The organism is Allobaileyella intestinalis, assembly GCF_009695865.1.
Lineage (GTDB): Bacteria > Bacillota > Clostridia > Peptostreptococcales > Anaerovoracaceae > Allobaileyella > Allobaileyella intestinalis.
In genome coordinates this window covers 292,425-309,177 of sequence record NZ_VUNB01000001.1, presented here as the reverse complement: position 1 = coordinate 309,177, position 16,753 = coordinate 292,425, and the positions used below count along the sequence as shown (strand labels likewise).

At 44.8% G+C, this 16,753-nt stretch carries 18 protein-coding genes; all 18 read right to left on the bottom strand.

Going from position 1 to position 16,753, the window contains the following annotated elements:
• Window positions 1-7: 7 nt before the first annotated feature.
• The gene (frr, locus tag FYJ66_RS01445; RefSeq protein ID WP_465250553.1) at window positions 8-565 is read right to left on the bottom strand and encodes a ribosome recycling factor; all 558 of its coding nucleotides are present in this window, start codon (window positions 563-565) and stop codon (window positions 8-10) included.
• A 7-nt stretch (window positions 566-572) separates the two neighbouring features.
• A complete protein-coding gene (gene pyrH / locus FYJ66_RS01440) occupies window positions 573-1,277 on the bottom strand; it encodes a UMP kinase (protein ID WP_154571740.1) in 705 nt (234 codons plus the stop codon).
• 50 nt (window positions 1,278-1,327) lie between these two features.
• A complete protein-coding gene (sppA, locus tag FYJ66_RS01435) occupies window positions 1,328-2,497 on the bottom strand; it encodes a signal peptide peptidase SppA (RefSeq protein ID WP_154571739.1) in 1,170 nt (389 codons plus the stop codon).
• Between the two features lie 12 nt (window positions 2,498-2,509).
• Entirely contained in the window at window positions 2,510-4,249 is a 1,740-nt protein-coding gene (gene thrS, locus FYJ66_RS01430) for a threonine--tRNA ligase (RefSeq protein WP_154571738.1), read from the bottom strand.
• 117 nt (window positions 4,250-4,366) lie between these two features.
• Window positions 4,367-4,861: a hypothetical protein gene (locus FYJ66_RS01425; RefSeq protein WP_154571737.1), complete on the bottom strand. Its 495-nt coding sequence runs from the start codon at window positions 4,859-4,861 to the stop codon at window positions 4,367-4,369.
• 28 nt (window positions 4,862-4,889) lie between these two features.
• The gene (gene thiI, locus FYJ66_RS01420; protein WP_268878585.1) at window positions 4,890-6,095 is read right to left on the bottom strand and encodes a tRNA uracil 4-sulfurtransferase ThiI; all 1,206 of its coding nucleotides are present in this window, start codon (window positions 6,093-6,095) and stop codon (window positions 4,890-4,892) included.
• 11 nt (window positions 6,096-6,106) lie between these two features.
• Window positions 6,107-7,291 carry a cysteine desulfurase family protein gene (locus FYJ66_RS09245; RefSeq protein WP_154571735.1) on the bottom strand — a complete coding sequence of 395 codons (1,185 nt, stop codon included), beginning with the start codon at window positions 7,289-7,291 and terminating at the stop codon, window positions 6,107-6,109.
• A gap of 62 nt (window positions 7,292-7,353) precedes the next feature.
• Window positions 7,354-8,895 carry a ribonuclease Y gene (gene rny, locus FYJ66_RS01410; protein ID WP_154571734.1) on the bottom strand — a complete coding sequence of 514 codons (1,542 nt, stop codon included), beginning with the start codon at window positions 8,893-8,895 and terminating at the stop codon, window positions 7,354-7,356.
• A 310-nt stretch (window positions 8,896-9,205) separates the two neighbouring features.
• Entirely contained in the window at window positions 9,206-10,567 is a 1,362-nt protein-coding gene (locus FYJ66_RS01405) for a peptide MFS transporter (protein ID WP_154571733.1), read from the bottom strand.
• 415 nt (window positions 10,568-10,982) lie between these two features.
• Window positions 10,983-11,723, bottom strand: a complete 741-nt coding sequence (locus FYJ66_RS01400) for an AAA family ATPase (protein WP_154571732.1) — start codon at window positions 11,721-11,723, stop codon at window positions 10,983-10,985.
• A gap of 175 nt (window positions 11,724-11,898) precedes the next feature.
• Complete coding sequence (radC, locus tag FYJ66_RS01395) at window positions 11,899-12,594, bottom strand: RadC family protein (RefSeq protein WP_154571731.1); 696 nt, start codon at window positions 12,592-12,594, stop codon at window positions 11,899-11,901.
• Window positions 12,595-12,693: 99 nt separating this feature from the next.
• Window positions 12,694-13,185 carry a hypothetical protein gene (locus FYJ66_RS01390; protein WP_154571730.1) on the bottom strand — a complete coding sequence of 164 codons (492 nt, stop codon included), beginning with the start codon at window positions 13,183-13,185 and terminating at the stop codon, window positions 12,694-12,696.
• A gap of 25 nt (window positions 13,186-13,210) precedes the next feature.
• Window positions 13,211-13,891, bottom strand: coding sequence for a (d)CMP kinase (cmk, locus tag FYJ66_RS01385; RefSeq protein ID WP_154571729.1), 681 nt, complete (start codon window positions 13,889-13,891; stop codon window positions 13,211-13,213).
• 37 nt (window positions 13,892-13,928) lie between these two features.
• A complete protein-coding gene (nrdR, locus tag FYJ66_RS01380) occupies window positions 13,929-14,465 on the bottom strand; it encodes a transcriptional regulator NrdR (protein ID WP_154571728.1) in 537 nt (178 codons plus the stop codon).
• A 26-nt stretch (window positions 14,466-14,491) separates the two neighbouring features.
• Window positions 14,492-15,577, bottom strand: coding sequence for a trigger factor (tig, locus tag FYJ66_RS01375; protein WP_206156946.1), 1,086 nt, complete (start codon window positions 15,575-15,577; stop codon window positions 14,492-14,494).
• Between the two features lie 405 nt (window positions 15,578-15,982).
• Window positions 15,983-16,159 carry a hypothetical protein gene (locus FYJ66_RS01370; protein WP_154571726.1) on the bottom strand — a complete coding sequence of 59 codons (177 nt, stop codon included), beginning with the start codon at window positions 16,157-16,159 and terminating at the stop codon, window positions 15,983-15,985.
• A 2-nt stretch (window positions 16,160-16,161) separates the two neighbouring features.
• Entirely contained in the window at window positions 16,162-16,518 is a 357-nt protein-coding gene (rplT, locus tag FYJ66_RS01365) for a 50S ribosomal protein L20 (protein ID WP_154571725.1), read from the bottom strand.
• A gap of 18 nt (window positions 16,519-16,536) precedes the next feature.
• Window positions 16,537-16,737 carry a 50S ribosomal protein L35 gene (gene rpmI, locus FYJ66_RS01360; RefSeq protein ID WP_154571724.1) on the bottom strand — a complete coding sequence of 67 codons (201 nt, stop codon included), beginning with the start codon at window positions 16,735-16,737 and terminating at the stop codon, window positions 16,537-16,539.
• Window positions 16,738-16,753 lie beyond the last annotated feature (16 nt).

Here is a 16,753-nt window from a genome sequence, read left to right as displayed (position 1 = left end):
AGTTCTGTTATACAGCCATTACCTCTTTGTCCTTGGCTGCAACCATTTCGTCAATATCCTTGATGGCCTTGTCAATGACCTTCTGGGTATCGTTCAGAGCTGCTTTTACATCATCTTCAGTAAGTTCTCCATCCTTCTGCTGCTTCTTCAGAGATTCATTAACCTCTCTTCTCACGTTTCTGATGGCAACCTTTGCTTCTTCGCCGTATTTCTTAACTGACTTTGTAAGCTCCTTACGTCTTTCCTCTGTAAGTGTTGGAACTACCAGTCTGATCACTTTTCCATCATTGCTTGGATTAATTCCGATGTTAGCCTCGTTAATGCCTTTCTCGATGTTGCTTAGAGACTTTGGATCGAAAGGTGTAACCAGCAGGGTCCTTGGATCTGGAACAGAAACGTTTGCCAGAGCCTTGATAGGTGTAGGTGACCCGTAATAGTCTACCATTACTTTATCAAGCAGAGCCGGATTTGCCCTGCCAGCCCTGATTGTGTTGAGATTTTCCTTGAGATTATCCTTAGTTGCCTGAATCTTCTCTTCAAGTGTCTTCTTGCCGGACATTTCTATACCTCCATTAGTGAATCAGCGTTCCGATGTTTTCGCCATTGATAACTTTCATCATATTATTTCCGCCTCTAAGTGCGAATACATACAATTTGATTCCATTGTCCTTGCAAAGGGTGGCTGCTGTCAAGTCCATAACCCTCAATTCCTTCTCAACAATGTCCATATATGTGAGTTCCTCATATCTCTCGGCGTCAGGAACCTCATTAGGATCTGCAGAATAAACAGCGTCTATGTTTTTTGCCAGCAGAATAACCTCTGCTCCCATCTCAGCGGCTCTCAGTGCTGCAGTTGTATCTGTGCTGAAGAAAGGACTTCCTGTTCCTCCTCCAAAGATTACAACCTTTCCTTCTTCAAGGTAGTCCAGGGCCTTTCTTCTGGAATAGCCCTCGGCCATGTCTCTGATTTCTATGGCTGTAAGCACCTTTGAATCACATCCCATTGAAAGAAGAGTATCCTGAAGTGCCAGGGAATTCATGACTGTTGCCAGCATGCCCATATAGTCAGCTGTAGCTCTGTCGATGCCCTCTCCCGTGCGTCCTCTGAAGAAATTTCCTCCGCCCACAACTATGGCTACCTGGACGCCGAGATCGCTGATTTCCTTTATCTGTCTCGCTGTCTCCTTTGCAACATCCGGATTAACGCCGAATTTATCGTCTCCTGCCAGCGCTTCTCCGCTTAACTTTATTAATACTCTCTTGTACTTGACTGCCATCTGAACTCTCCTTCTCACAAGATGAATAAACGTTTATTTTTGAAAATCTGCTATTTCCTGACCTGAGACATATACATAACACTGAAGGATGTTCCTCCGTTCTGGATCAGTTCCATGGCCTGTTTGTACTGACCTGTCATGGAAAGCCCTCCCAGCTTCGTCATTCCTGTCAAAGTCTGGAGCAGAGATTTATCTTCATCTTTCGCAATGTATCTGATCTCACAGTTTTCCAAGCCATTAGAAGACTTGATTTCTCTGTAGCACTGATCTTCGCTGGAAATCTTATCTATCAGTCCGTTGTTCAGAGCCTGTTCCGCCGTGTATACCCGTCCGTCTGCAAGCTCCTTTACTTTTTTCACAGGCATTTTTCTGCCCTTGGCCACAACTCCTACAAACTGCTCATATGACTGATCTATGAGGCCCTTGAAAATCTCTTTCTGCTCATCTGTCATAGGCTCGGTCATAGATCCCATTGCTTTGTTTGGTCCTGAAGTGATGGTCTGAGTCTTGATTCCCAGCTTGTCCAAAAGCCCGGAAACGTCATAAAAAGTACCCATGGTAACACCGATGGAACCAGTCCATGCGTTTCTGTTTGCATAAATCTTGTTGCTCGGAGATGCTACATAGTATCCTCCAGAGCAGGCCTGGCTTTCCATGTACGTGTATACCGGTTTTCCGGTCTTCTTGTATTCAATTATCTTCTGATAGAGCTCATCAATGGCATAGGCATCTCCTCCGGGTGTGTTGATCCTCAGTATCAGCGCCTTGTTATTCCTGTCTTTCTTAAGCTGATCTATTGAATCCAGCAGGAAAGCCTGGTCATAAGGATTTTCCTGGAAATAGGAGCCGGAGCTGTAGCCCATTGTGCCCTGAACATCCAGAACGGCGATGTAGTTTCTGAGAGAATGAATCTTCTTGTATCCGTTCTGGTCAGTTCCCGAGAAATCCCATATCCTTCCGGCTACCAGGCCAAATGAAAACATCAGGATGCACAGAAGGACTGCTATTCCCCGGGTCACCATCTTCTTTTCAGTTCCTGAGGATCTGTTTTTTCTGGAAAAATGATGTTTTCCCGGTCTGCCATCCTGTGGCATACCGCTGCCTGCTGGATGGTCGCCAGCTGCACTCTGGCCCTTCCCTATTTTTCCATATACAACTCCGGACTGGCCGTTCTTGTCACCGCCGGCCATTTCCATTGGATTATTCTGGTTATTCTCCATAGACACCCCGGTTTACAGTGCCTTTGTCTCTACTTCTTCAACCAGCTTAGCCACGAAGTCGTCAACTGACATTGAGCCAAGATCTCCTGCTTTGCTGGATCTTACAGAAAGGCTCTTCTCCTCAGCTTCCTTCTCGCCGATAACACACATATATGAGTTTCTGGCATTTCTGGCTTCTCTGATCTTGTATCCGATTTTCTCGTTTCTGTAGTCAGTCTCTACTCTGAGGCCAGCAGCTTCGCATTTCTCCCTAACCTGCTCTGCATAATCCACATTGGCATCTGTTACAGTCATGAGTTTTACCTGAACTGGAGCCAGCCAGAGAGGGAACTTGCCTGCAAAGTGCTCTGTAAGCATTCCGATGAATCTCTCCACGGAACCCATTATTGCCCTGTGTATCATGATAGGTGTGTGCTTCTCGCCGTCAGATCCGATATATGACATTCCGAAGCGCTGCGGCATCTGGAAGTCCAGCTGAATTGTTCCGCACTGCCATGTTCTTCCCAGAGAATCTTCAAGATGGAAGTCCAGCTTAGGTCCGTAGAATGCACCGTCGCCTTCGTTTACAACATACTCCTTACCAATGGACTCAATAGCTGTCCTCAAATCCTGCTCTGCAGCATCCCACTCTGAGATCTCGCCCATGAAATCATCTGGTCTTGTGGAAAGCTCTACATGATACTTGAAGTTGAATACCTTGTAGAAGCTGTCAATAAGCCTGATTACATTGAGAAGTTCCTCTCCTACCTGCTCACGAGTCATATAGATATGAGCGTCATCCTGGAAGAAGGTTCTTACTCTCATGAGTCCGTGAAGTGCACCGGACAGCTCATGTCTGTGAACCTGTCCCATCTCTGCATATCTGAGAGGAAGTTCTCTGTATGAATGAGATTTGTTCTTGTAAACAAGGATGGATCCAGGACAGTTCATCGGCTTGATGGCATAATCCTCATCATCTATCTGTGTGAAGTACATGTTATCCTTGTAGTGATCCCAGTGTCCGGATATACGCCAAAGCTCCTCGTTAAGAATAAGAGGAGTGAGGATTTCCTTGTATCCTGCCTTCCAGTGAATCTCTTTCCAGTATTTCTGCAGCTCATTTCTGATAATCATGCCGTTAGGAAGGAAGAAAGGGAATCCAGGGCCGGCTTCAGACACCATGAACAGCTCCATCTCTTTTCCGATCTTTCTGTGATCTCTTTTCTTTGCTTCCTCAATCTTATCCAGATACTCCTTCAGCTCTTCCTGGCTAGGGAAGCTGGTTCCGTATATTCTCTGGAGCATCTTGTTATTGGAGTCTCCTCTCCAGTATGCACCGGCAACGTTCTGAAGCTTGTATGCCTTGATCTGACCTGTTGACTCCATGTGAGGTCCGGCGCAGAGGTCAGTGAAATCTCCCTGCTTGTAGAATGAGATTACCTCTCCTTCTGGAAGATCCTTAATCAGCTCAACCTTGTAAGGCTCATTTCTCTCCTCCATGAACTTGATTGCTTCTTCTCTTGGAAGTTCAAATCTCTCAATAGGATAAGCAGCCTTGATGATTTTCTTCATTTCTTTTGTAATAGCCTGAAGATCCTCATCTGTGAACTTGTGTTCAAGATCGAAGTCATAATAAAATCCGTTTTCAATAGCTGGTCCGATGGCCAGCTTGGCTTCAGGCCACAGTCTCTTTACTGCCTGAGCCATAATATGGGAAGTAGAATGTCTGTATCTGTCTCTCTCCTCCTGGATTGAAAAATCTATCTTAGCCATAATAATTCGTCTCCTTTTATACTCCTTTTTATATATCAAGAGCGCCTCCCGGGCGCCCTATAATTATTCACAGGGAATTATAGCACCTTTACTATATACATTCCATTATCACAATAATTAGTTTTTCTTTCTTGTGTATCCGAACAGCCAGCCGCAGACTCCTCCGGCGACCACTCCGGCAATGAGGCACTGGAGCATAGGCTTCTGTCCTGTTATTGCCACAATAAGACCTGCAGCAAAGCCTATTACAGTTCCAATTTCTGTGAAATAGTAAAGCACATCACTTTTTCCATCAGATGATGCAGATGACCGGAGGGCTTTCAGAGAGTTTAGAATTCCTCCTATTACAAGGGCAGCTATTCCTATGATCAAAGCACTGTTACCTTGCATATGAATCTTTCCCATCTGCACCATAGGAAGCCAGATAATGGCGAAAAGGATGAAAATAAGTCCCACCGGGCTGGCTTCAGGTCTTTTCTCTCCACGTTTCCTGGTGGTATAACCTCTCTGAAGGCCAGTCCCATTGTTTCTTTTTTTCTTTTTTCCCGTTCCCTTTGCCGGTTTCTTCAGCTCATCTTTATAATGGTAATTACTGTTCTTTTTGCCAGCCATTGTAAAATCTCCTTATAAAATCTGCCCTTTATTCTGCAATGCTGTCAAAACTAATGTCAACAACTTCTTCAGATTCAACAGCCGCCTTAACAAGGGCTTCTACATCCAGAGCTGATTCGGACTGTTCTATCCTGTCAAGTTTAGGTTTTGTAACCGGATGTTTAGGCAGGAATACAGTACAGCAGTCCTCATATGGCTGTATTGAAAGGTCATAGGTGCCTATTTCCTTAGCCTTGTCCATAATGTCCACCTTGTCCATGGCTATGAGAGGTCTCATAACTGGAATGTCCACAACCTTATCAGTAACCACAAGAGCTTCTGCCGTCTGGCTGGCCACCTGACCAAGATCTTCTCCTGTTATAAGCATCATATTATGGGTCTTAAGTGCAACTTCCTGGGCAATTCTCATCATGAACCGCCTTACGAGAATTGTGGTTTCATCCTGAGGGCAGTTCTTTACTATCTCTTCTTGTATTGGTAAAAGGTTTATTACGTGCATGCGGATGGTTCCCATGTATCCTGCCAATACTCTGCAGAGGTCCTCAACCTTCCTTCTGGCCCTCTGGCTGGTATACGGATAAGAATGGAAGTGAACTGCCTCTATTCTCATTCCCCTCTTGGCCATCATGAATGCTGCCACCGGACTGTCGATACCTCCCGACATGAGAATAAGACCTTTTCCGTTAGTTCCAAGAGGAAGTCCTCCGAAGCCCTTTACCTTATCTCTGTAAATGTAGGCCCCTTCTCTCCTTACATCTGCGAACAAAAGAAGATCCGGATTGTGAACATCTACCCTGATATCTTTAACAGCAGAGAGAATTGCTCCTCCCACTTCAGCACCAATTTCCGGAGACTGAACAGGAAAGGATTTGTCACTTCTCTTGGCCTTAACCTTAAAGGTTTTTATATCTTCTTCTTCCATAAGCTGACTCACATACTGAGCCGCAGCCTGGCCCAGGGCCTTCATGTCCTTCTCAACGCTTATAGCCGGACTTACAGAAGCAACACCAAACACCTTCGACAGTCTTCTTACTGCTTCATCCTTGCCGATCTTGTCGCTGATCCTTACAAGCATCAGGCCTCCTGCCCAGTGAGAATCGTTATCCCAGTCTTTAATGGCATTTCTGACTCTCTCCAGAAGAACCCTTTCAAAATAAGGCTTGTTCATTCCTTTCAGGGCTACTTCGCCGCACCTCACTATGTAGAGCCTGCTGTTTTCGTTGTTTATTTCCAATTCTCTATCTCCTATCTGAAACTTCCAAGTCTGCGGAATCTCTCTACTGCCTTTGCAGTTCTGTCGATGGCTACATCCATCTCTTCTACGGTATTGAACTGACCCAGACTGAATCTGACAGCCCCTTCGATTTCCTTGTGCTTCCTTCCCATGGCAGTAAGAACGTGGCTGTCCCCAGTGTTGTTGGAATGGCATGCAGATCCTGTGGAAACATATATCTCATCCTGCTCAAGGGTGTGGAGCAGCACTTCTCCCCTTACTCCTTCAAAGGAAATATTCAGAAGGGAAGGACACCTTGAACCTGGTTCATCCAGGCTTGTGCCGATGGTCTCAGGGCCATTAATAAAAATATCCTTGATATTAGCTTTCAATCCATTATAAAGGTAATTGTTTACCTCTGAAAGTTTTTTGTTCTTTTCGTCCATGTCCGTACATGACATTTGTGCAGCCAGACCCATTCCGGCTATTCCCGGAACATTTTCAGTACCAGATCTGAAGCCCCTTTCCTGGCCTCCTCCCATTATGAAAGGTGGAAGGTTTACGCCGTTTTTCATATAAAGAGCCCCGATTCCTTTTGGTCCGTGGAATTTGTGAGCGCTTATTGAAATAAGGTCAAAATCGCTGTTCCTCAGATCAATCTTTCCAAACGCCTGGACTCCGTCTGTGTGGAAGAATATTCTGGTTCCGTGTTCCTTAGCAAAATTGTGAACCATGGTGCAAGCCTTTTTAACTGGCTGAATTGTGCCTGTTTCGTTGTTCACTGTCATAATTGACACCAGAACTGTATTTTCATCTAGTTCTGCTTCAAGGGCCTCTATGCTTGATGTGCCCTCTTTGTCAACAGGCAGAAGCACTATGTCCCAGCCTTCTTCTTTTAGCCTTTCGACAGTACGAAGAACGGCAGGATGTTCCACAGCAGTGGTTATAATTTTTCGTCCCTGCCTCTTCAATTTAGCGGAACCTGAAACAAGAGCCATGTTGTCGCTTTCTGTTCCGCAGGAAGTTACAATAGTTCTTCCTCCAGATGGAAAACAAGCATCAATCTGTGCAATAGCTTTTCTTAGAACGTTAGAACTTTCATACCCCAGCTGATGAAGTGAGCTTGGATTTCCAAAATTATTCTCTGCCACATCTGCCATAAGACGGGTGACTTCACTGAACTGTTTCGTTGTGGAGCTGTTATCCAGATATATCATTTTGTACCGGTCTCCTTTTTTGTAATGAAAAAGCTCTCCATTATAGGAGAGCTCGTAATGGTCTATTTAGCGTAGTCCACCGCTCTGGTCTCCCTGATTACATTTACCTTTATGTGACCAGGATACTCCAGTTCGGACTCGATCTTCTTGGCAACATCTCTGGCAAGCATCGGTACCTCATTATCTTTGACCTGATTTGGTTTAACAATGATTCTGATTTCTCTACCTGCCTGGATGGCGTAAGACCTTTCAACGCCCTTTGTGGAGTTGGCAATTGTCTCAAGTGTTTCCAGACGCTTGATGTATGATTCCAGAGTTTCTCTTCTGGCACCAGGTCTGGCAGCGCTGAGGGCATCTGCAGCAGATACGAGAACGGCTTCCATTGTAGTTGGCTCTGTATCACCATGGTGAGCCTCAACTGCATTAATGACCTTCCATGGTTCTTTGTACTTCTTGCAGATGTTAACTCCGATCTCCACGTGGGTTCCTTCCACCTCGTGGTCGATGGATTTACCAATATCGTGAAGAAGTCCTGCTCTCTTGGCAAGCCTTGTGTCGTACCCAAGCTCACTGGCCATGAGACCTGCAAGTAGAGATACCTCTATAGAATGTTTAAGAACATTCTGCCCGTAGGAGGTTCTGTACTTAAGACGTCCAAGGAGCTTTACCATTTCAGGATTCAAGTTATGAACACCTGTCTCGAAGCAGGCCTGCTCTCCTTCTTCCTTGATGATGTTGTTAACTTCCTTGGTGGCCTTCTGTACCATCTCTTCAATTCTTGCAGGATGAATACGTCCGTCAACAATGAGCTTCTCCAGTGCAATCTTTGCAATCTCTCTCCTGATTGGATCGAAGCCTGAAAGGATAACTGCTTCCGGAGTATCATCTATTATCAGATCAACACCTGTCAGTGTCTCTATTGCTCTGATGTTCCTTCCTTCACGCCCGATTATGCGGCCCTTCATATCATCGTTAGGAAGCTGCACTACTGATACAGTAGATTCTGCCACCTGATCAGCAGCACATCTCTGTATGGCCAGGGTGATTATGTCCTTGGCCCTCTTGTCTGCTTCTTCCTTAGCCTCTGCCTCAACCTGTGTAATCATAGCAGAAGCATCTTTCCGTACGTCCTTCTCAATTTCCTCAAGAAGAAGATGTCTTGCTTCCTCTCTTGAATATCCGGAAATCTTCTCTAATTCCTCTACTTGTTTCTGAAGATATTCATCGATTTCTTTGTGCTTCTCCTGCATAGAGTGTTCCTTCTTGGTGAGCTCCTGCTCCCTTCTCTCTATGCTGTTCATCTTCCTGTCGATGTTCTCTTCTTTGCCTTGAATTCTCTTCTCTGTCTTGTTGATCTCGTTTCTTCTGTCACGAATCTCCTTCTCAACATCGGATCTAAGCTTGTGAGCTTCCTCCTTTGCTTCCAGGATCATCTCTTTCTGTTTATTCTCTGCAGATGTCTCTGCATCCAGCAGAATATTCTGAGCCTTCTGCTCAGCGCTACCTATCTCTTTCTCTCCGATAGATTTGCGCAGCACATATCCGGCAAACAGACCAATAACGAGGGCAACAAGTCCGACGATAACGCTTATCACCAGATTCATATGTTGTTCTCCTTTTCTTGATTCTGTATATTATCCGACCTAATCACCGTACGGGGTATTGCACTTGAACAGTTGTTAACTTTCGTAATACTAACCTATATGTACATTTCCGCCTGATTCAAAAAGGAAAAGCGATGATTAAATTGCATAAACAAACCAATTAATTATACGTTAATAATCTGTTTCCGTCAACAAATGCAGGCCTGTTGTCAAAGCAGCCAAATCCTTCAAAATTCCTTCAAAAACATAAAAATAGCGCCTGGCGAACCAGGCGCTATAAATATCTGTTACAGACTTATTGCCGAAACAATTACTCTGTCTTCTCCATGTTGTCCAGCTTACCGCTGAAGATGCACATGAGAACACCAACGATAATTGTGACTGCAGCAGTGATTCCGTAGCCCTTAACGAAAGGACCAGCCTGAAGTACTGCGAACACACGTGGATAGAGCTGCTGAGCAATGAATACTGCGAAAGGCCAGAAGCCCAGGAGCAGTCCCAGAACCTTAGCAGGAGCCAGCTTGTTGATGAAGGAGTTGCCCAGAGGGGAGAAGATCATCTCACCAACAGACATCAGCAGAGATACCAGGAAGATCCACAGACAAGATGTTCCTTCCTTCTGTCCGCCAGCCTGTACGTAAGCAATTACCATTACAACGTATGACAGACCGATGAGGATAGTACCGATACCAGTCTTCTTGAACATTGAAGGATCCTTGCCCTTTGCTGCAAGCTTGTTCCATACAACGGCCATTACAGGTCCGAGGATGATACAAACAAGAGCGTTCATGGAGTCGAAGTATGAAGTTGGGATCAGCTTTCCGAACAGGTGCCAGTCGGCAATGTTCAGGAAGTCGCTTCCGTCGCCCCAGCCGAATGTGTAGTAAGCAGGCATGTAAGCCATGTACCATACCATCCAGAAGAATGCGGAGAAGATTGTTACGATAACGATAACAACGATTCTCTTCTTGTCTCCTGATGTGAGAGGCTCAGAAGCAGCTGCTCTCTTCTCCTCAGATACGAACTCTCTCTGATCCTTCTTGAAAGGTGCCTTACCAGCATCTCCCAGTGCCTTACGGCCGCCGAATACGAAGAGCAGTGCGTCGAAGAACAGAAGACATCCGCAGAGTCCAAATACACCCTGGAAGCTCATTGTTGGGTTGTCACCGATAGCCATTACAGCGATGAATGTTGTACCGATGAAAGAACCGATGTTAACGAATGAGTACTGAATTGAGAACGCTGCGTTCAACTCGTCTGGATCATCGAACAGAAGTGCGTTAACTCCGGAAAGGTTACCCTTGAAGAAACCAGTTCCGATGGAAACCAGAATGATCATTACCCAAACCAGACCAGTTCCTGTTGCCTTCCATGCTACCAGATATCCGATGCCCATCAGGATCATTCCGATGGTTACGCAGAGTCTAGGGCTGATAAAGTGGTCTGCGATATATCCGCCGATCATAGGTGTGATATAAGTCCATGCTACGAACTGAGCGGACATTGTTGCTCCTGCAACGGAGTCGGAACCAAGACCTCCCTTAGCTACATCAGTTGCAAGCCAGATGGCAAGCAGATACTTTACAGTATAGAATGCCATACGCTCGAATGTGAATCCGAGGGCGCAGATGTAAAAGCCAAATGGTCTGCCCTTTTTAGCTGTTTGTTCCATTCTCTTTTACCTCCTAAGTAAAAAACAATATAGTGATAATTCCTAAGAGGACGGGCCATCGGCTAGTCCCAACGGACATCCTTGCCTTCCGATTCGCCTTCCGCCTCGGGTAATTATGCCGGCAGGCGATTTCTAAACGGCCGCGTTTCTGATACTTCAAAAACGCCTCTCCCCCTTATTACCGTCAAGATGTTATCACAGTCGCTTCACATTGTCAATTAAAAAGCGCATGCTTTTGACCAAGAGCTAAAGCATGCGCTTTGTTAATATAAACAAATTTTTATGTGTAACAACATTATTGCATTATATTTTTATAACGAAAACGCCAATTGTATCCGCTTCAATACATGAACAATATGTGAAAATCGAACCGCTGTTCATACCATGTACAAATAAAATGCAATCTCACCTGGTTCTACCACTGATTATCTTCTATCAGCCTGTCAATCTGAGCCGCAATTTTTCTGAAATTGTCAGCAATATACGTATCATTCTTGGCAACTATAGGTGTTTCAAGGGTACCAGAAACTCTGATATTAGGGTCATCCATTACTGCTCCCAGGCTTTCACACCTAAGGCCCCGGTCCACAGTCTTGTAATCCAGTTCCAGAGATCTTACAGCCAGCTCTCTGCTGACTTTGTTCATAATATACCCTCTTGCAGCCACATCTGATTTAATAAGAATGTCTTCTGCCACCTGAGCACCCCTTAACGCAGGCCAGTCCGGAGTGAGAACTATCACCGCCCCATCTGAGTTGTCAGAACATACCTGATGTGTAATATCTGCCCCTGGAGGACAGTCAAGGATAATCATGTCATAGGAATGTTTCAGTACTTCTATCAGCGCTCCGAAAGTCTCAGACCTCAGCCACTGTGAGGGATCTGACTGGGAACCCGGAATAAGCTGAAGTCCCCCTAAATGAGGTGCCGTAAGGATACACCGATCTGCAGGACACAGTCCTGTAAGGATATCTCTTATGTCAAAAAGCGCAAAATTCTCTACGCCAAGATAAAGGTCAAGACATCTCATATTTGAGCACATGTCTATAAGCAGGGTTTTTCTGCCTGCCATCTGCCACGTCAGTCCCAGATTACAGGCTACTGTGGACTTGCCTGTACCACCTTTTCCGGAAACTATCATTACAACACTGCTCAAATCTTACTCCTGTCCTGCTAAACATCACTTCATGCAGTTAGGCTGCACAATTCAAACCCGGGAATCCATTCTCCCGTATAACATACCTGTATATTTTAATACATTTATCACAAGTTTCACAGTGAAAGGACGTAAGTTGATTTTATTTTTTGTATAGCTGCTCTGTTATGGCCGATTATCTTGCCGTTACCAGTTCCATATACCCCGATTCCTTCATGCTGCAAAAGGAATTATCTCCAATTATTATGTGATCCAGCAGCCTTATTCCTACGATATCCGCGGCCTGCTGAATTCTCCTGGTTGCAGCCAGATCTTCGGTGCTTGGCTCAGGATCGCCGCTGGGATGGTTGTGAACAAGGATTATACCTGCCGCTCCCCTTCTGATGGCGTAGCTCAATACCTCTCTGGGGTTGACAGCCGTGCTGTCCAGGGCCCCGATTGAGATGGTTATCTTTGATTCTACCTGACACCGATTATTAAGCAGAAGCTCAATCAGATGCTCTCTCTTCTCATCCCTCAGTTCATCTTTGAGCAAATTAAAAACTTCATTTGGATTGCACGCTTTATCCTTTGGCATCCCGCTGCTCTCTCTGAATCTTTTTGTCAATTCCACTGCAGCGGCCACTGCGCAGGCTTTAGTCCTCCCCACACCTGGCACAGCCATCAGCTCCTTCAGTTCTGCAGAATAAAGACTCCCCGACACCTCACTGGCATGAGAAATAATATCTTCAGCCAGCTGAACTGCAGATTTTTCTCTGTTTCCTGTACGTATCAGCAGCGCCACAAGCTCCGAAGTGCTCAGGGACTCCCTGCCATAGTAAAACATCTTCTCCTGTGGTCTTTCTTCTTCTGGCAAATTCCGTATCTGCATGTTAATTCCTTCCCGGGCCGCACACTATGCAAACAGTCTATATAAAAAGTCTCCCGGCTGCAAACACCGGAAGACCTGAATCACACATATTTGTATCAATTATTTTTTCTTTTTCTTTTTTCCCGAGCCGTTCTTTCTGTTTCCCTGGCTTCTTCCCCCCTGACTCTGTTCTGGAAGCACGAAATTTCCTCTCTGAATTACAGTAAGGGATTTCAGCGTCATCAAAAGCAGAATAATAAGAACGGCTGCCAGTATTTTGTCCAGATAATAATTCCCCAGATATCCAATATTAACTACGGCAGCAATCATAACCACAATCTGTATCAGCAGCCACAGCCTGAGCTGAGCACAATACATCATTATTATCTTGTGAGTCTTCCCCTTTGGAACTGTTGTGGCAAATTTAACATCGTAAAGGATGCACATCAGAAGCTGTATAACAACTATTGCGACTATTCCCAGAGACAGCCTTTTGTCACTGAACCCTATAGCGCCGGAAATGGAATCATGAAAGAGAAATGCAACGTACAGGAAAAAAACTATGTAACAGTAGGTCCTGACCTTTGCCAGTGATTTAAGCCCTTCTCTCATCTTCTATCCTCCATTAATCCGCTGATCAACACACTTCTGAGGCCAGCTCCTCTATTCTGTCAACTACCTGCTGAATAGTCATATCTGATGTATCCACCAGAACAGCATCTTCCGCTCTGGTAAGAGGATTCAGCTCCCGGTGAGTATCCCTGTAGTCCCTGTCACAAATATCCTGATACACCTGTTCAAAACTGGTATCTGCTTCCGGGTTCTTCTTAATCAGTTCATCATACCGGCGTTTCGCCCTCACCATAGGATCTGCTGTAAGAAATATCTTCAGCTCCGCATCTTTAATTACGTTCGTTCCGATATCTCTTCCGTCCATCACCACATTCTTCTCTTCCGCAATCTGGCGCTGCATTGAAACCAGTTTTTTCCTGACCTGAGGGATGGCCGCTACAGCGGAAGCAGCTCTGGAAACCCGAGTTGTTCTGATCCTGTCTTCTACATCCTCACCGTCCAGAGTTACATGTCCATTGGAAAAACTTATTTCGGTATGCTCCAGCTGGCGGGAAACTGCAGGTATATCCTCCAGGTCGGTAGATGTTTCCAATATCTTGAGAGCTATGGCTCTGTACATGGCTCCCGTATCCACATATTCAAGTCCAAGTTTTGAAGCAGTCAGTTTAGAGATCGTACTCTTACCTGCTCCTCCTGGACCGTCGATTGCAATTCGTAATTTTCTGTCTGTGCTGATATCTGACATTCTGTCCGACCTTTCCGTCTCTGACCTGATACTGTGGTCAATCCTCTTTACCGGCTTTGTCGTTATCCGGCTGATCTTCTGATTCTATAATATATTTCTCGTGTTTCTTTTTGCCTGTGTTCTCTGCTTCAAGGAGCTTGTTGATTTCCTGAACAAAGGTGTCCACATCTGTAAACTTATGGTAAACAGAGGCAAAGCGCACATAGGCTACCTGGTCGATTTCTCTCAGCCTGTCCATGATCAGGGCACCAATAAGCTTTGAGTCGATTTCCTTCTCCATGGTGTTGTTCAGCCCCCGCTCTATATCATCGGCAATCTTCACAATGTCATCATAGGTTACCTTTGTCTTCTCACAGGATTTCATTATTCCGTTAATGATTTTATTCCTGTCAAAACTCTCCTTGCGGCCATCTTTTTTAACAACAACCAGCAATGTATCCTCGATTTTTTCGAAAGTTGTGAAGCGCTTGTGACATTTCTCGCATTCTCTTCGTCTGCGGGTGGCAAATCCTCCCTCGACCGGTCTGGAATCAACTACTTTAGTATCATCGTAATTACAAAATGGACATTTCATTTCCGGTGCTCCTGTTCCACTGATGGCTATTTAGCAACGCTTTTTTTCATTACCTGCTTCATTACCTTGTCGTACAGCATGGAATCATACAGATTATTCTCTTCTGCATATTCCTCTATTGTGGTTCCTGTTGCCTGCTTGAAGTCATCCTTGCTGTAACCGGCTGTTTTAAGAAGTTTATCAAGGTAATCGTTGTATTCTCCTGATGTGATCTTAACGTCATATTTCTCTGCCAGAGCGTGAAGCACAAGTTCCTGCTTCACCATGTTCTTGGCAGCTTCATGGGCCTGTTTTTTCAGATCTTTCACTGACATTCCTGTGGAACTCTGAACATACTTTTCCAGGGACATGTCGTTTGTCTTGGCAGCCTTCTTGTAAGAGTCGATTATCTTGTTGTATTTCTCATTCAACTCTTTTTCAGGGTATTTCTTTACCTGGCTGTCGTTAAGAATTTTTGAGAATACCTGCTGTGTATCTGCAGAACGGGCCTGTTCCTCTGCCTGTTTTTTCAAATTCTTTCTAATGGCAGCTTCATACTGTGCTGTGGTCTTATATTTTGTATTTTTCTTTACGAACTCGTCGTTGTACTCAGGGGTTTCCTTTACTGTAAGGCTGTTTACCGTAATGGTGAACACAGCCTGTTTTCCTGCCACAGATGAGTCGCTGTAATTTGAAGGGAAGGTCAGGTTAACATCGAACTTATCACCAACCTTGTGTCCGATTATGGCACTGGCAAAACCGTCAATGAAGTTGTTTTCAGCTATATTTACCTCTACGTCCTTGGCCGATCCGCCGCTAAACTTCTTGCCGTCTATTTTTCCCACGTAATCTATATTAACTGTGGAATCTGCTGCAACAGTGCCTTCTTTTACCTTCTTGGTCTGTACTGCCGCTGCAATTTCACTGTCTATCTGACTCTGCACATCTGCATCTGAAACCTGAACAGCCGTTTTCTCATAGGAAATACCGCTGGTTTTTCCCAGCTTTACATACTTGCTCAGATCATAGTTATACTCATCGGGAACCTTTGCTCCACCGCAAGATGTCAAAGTCACGATCATCATTGCGGAAAGGGACACAGCAAAAATTTTCAGAACTGTTTTTCTGTTCATATCTGTATACTCCTCTATAATAAACAATCTTATGTATTCTAGCATAGGGGAGCCGGACTTTTCAATGAATTGAGGCAATGACCAGTCATTATACAGCAGTTTCACAATAATCTGTGTAATTCAGCACACTGGTAACATTCCAGCGCCTTTTACTTTTAACCGAATCAACATAATCAACTGTTAATATAATGGTGCCAGGAGAAAGTAAACCATAAAACTTACTCTAATTGTTCTTTCTAAACTAATAGTAATCGTAGTAAATGGGAAAAGGATCCGGATTCCGGATTCTTTTCTTTTTTTTGTCTTTTCTGCTGTCAATATTTCACTTCTGTTATGAAAATTTTCCGACCACAACACAAAGACCCTGCCGAGGCAGGGTCTTTCAGGGAAATTCTATATATACTGCTATTCAGGTTTCTCCTGACTGCGTTTCTTCATTTCCGCTCTGGCCAGCGCCGCGTCGATCTTCTTGCGCTTAGCCTCTTCATTTTTCATGGAAAAAATCCATCCCGCAACTGCTATTAATGCGATAATAGCTGCTGCTATGGCTATGTAGCCCACATGGCTTACAAAGTATTCCATAATTAGTTGATTGCAGCCTTAGCTGTTTCGCAAAGCTTAGCAAATCCTTCTGCGTCGTAGATAGCCATCTCTGACAGCATCTTTCTGTTGATCTCAATTCCGGACTTCTTAAGACCATCCATCAGACGGCTGTAAGAGATTCCATTGGCTCTTGCACCAGCATTGATTCTGGCAATCCAGAGTCTTCTGTACTCTCTCTTCTTATTCTTACGTCCAACGAATGCTGCACTGAGACTGCGCATAACTGCAGGGTTAGCTGCTCTGAAAGTGTTATTCTTTCTTCCGTAGAAACCCTTTGCCTGCTTCAATACCTTCTTATGTCTCTTGTGAGCGTTTACGCCCTTCTTTACTCTTGCCATATTTCTCTACCTCCCTAACTACTTAGCCATTGATCTCAGCATGCGCTTTGTATCTGCGCCAGTAAGAACGGTGGACTTTCTCAGTCCTCTCTTTCTCTTTGCTGTCTTCTTGGTCAGAATATGGCTCTTATATGCCTTGTTCCTCTTGATCTTTCCGGAACCGGTCAGCTTCATTCTCTTGCATGCGCCTCTGTGAGACTTCATCTTGTTCTTAGCCATTGAAATTCCCTCCTGT

Coding starts and splice junctions, on each gene's coding strand:
- pyrH (WP_154571740.1), bottom strand. CDS start 1,277: ATGGCAGTCAAGTACAAGAGAGTATTAATAAAGTTAAGCGGAGAAGCG.
- sppA (WP_154571739.1), bottom strand. CDS start 2,497: ATGGAGAATAACCAGAATAATCCAATGGAAATGGCCGGCGGTGACAAG.
- thrS (WP_154571738.1), bottom strand. CDS start 4,249: ATGGCTAAGATAGATTTTTCAATCCAGGAGGAGAGAGACAGATACAGA.
- FYJ66_RS01425 (WP_154571737.1), bottom strand. CDS start 4,861: ATGGCTGGCAAAAAGAACAGTAATTACCATTATAAAGATGAGCTGAAG.
- FYJ66_RS09245 (WP_154571735.1), bottom strand. CDS start 7,291: ATGATATATCTGGATAACAGCTCCACAACGAAACAGTTCAGTGAAGTC.
- rny (WP_154571734.1), bottom strand. CDS start 8,895: ATGAATCTGGTGATAAGCGTTATCGTCGGACTTGTTGCCCTCGTTATT.
- FYJ66_RS01405 (WP_154571733.1), bottom strand. CDS start 10,567: ATGGAACAAACAGCTAAAAAGGGCAGACCATTTGGCTTTTACATCTGC.
- radC (WP_154571731.1), bottom strand. CDS start 12,594: ATGCAGATACGGAATTTGCCAGAAGAAGAAAGACCACAGGAGAAGATG.
- FYJ66_RS01390 (WP_154571730.1), bottom strand. CDS start 13,185: ATGAGAGAAGGGCTTAAATCACTGGCAAAGGTCAGGACCTACTGTTAC.
- cmk (WP_154571729.1), bottom strand. CDS start 13,891: ATGTCAGATATCAGCACAGACAGAAAATTACGAATTGCAATCGACGGT.
- nrdR (WP_154571728.1), bottom strand. CDS start 14,465: ATGAAATGTCCATTTTGTAATTACGATGATACTAAAGTAGTTGATTCC.
- tig (WP_206156946.1), bottom strand. CDS start 15,577: ATGAACAGAAAAACAGTTCTGAAAATTTTTGCTGTGTCCCTTTCCGCA.
- FYJ66_RS01370 (WP_154571726.1), bottom strand. CDS start 16,159: ATGGAATACTTTGTAAGCCATGTGGGCTACATAGCCATAGCAGCAGCT.
- rplT (WP_154571725.1), bottom strand. CDS start 16,518: ATGGCAAGAGTAAAGAAGGGCGTAAACGCTCACAAGAGACATAAGAAG.
- rpmI (WP_154571724.1), bottom strand. CDS start 16,737: ATGGCTAAGAACAAGATGAAGTCTCACAGAGGCGCATGCAAGAGAATG.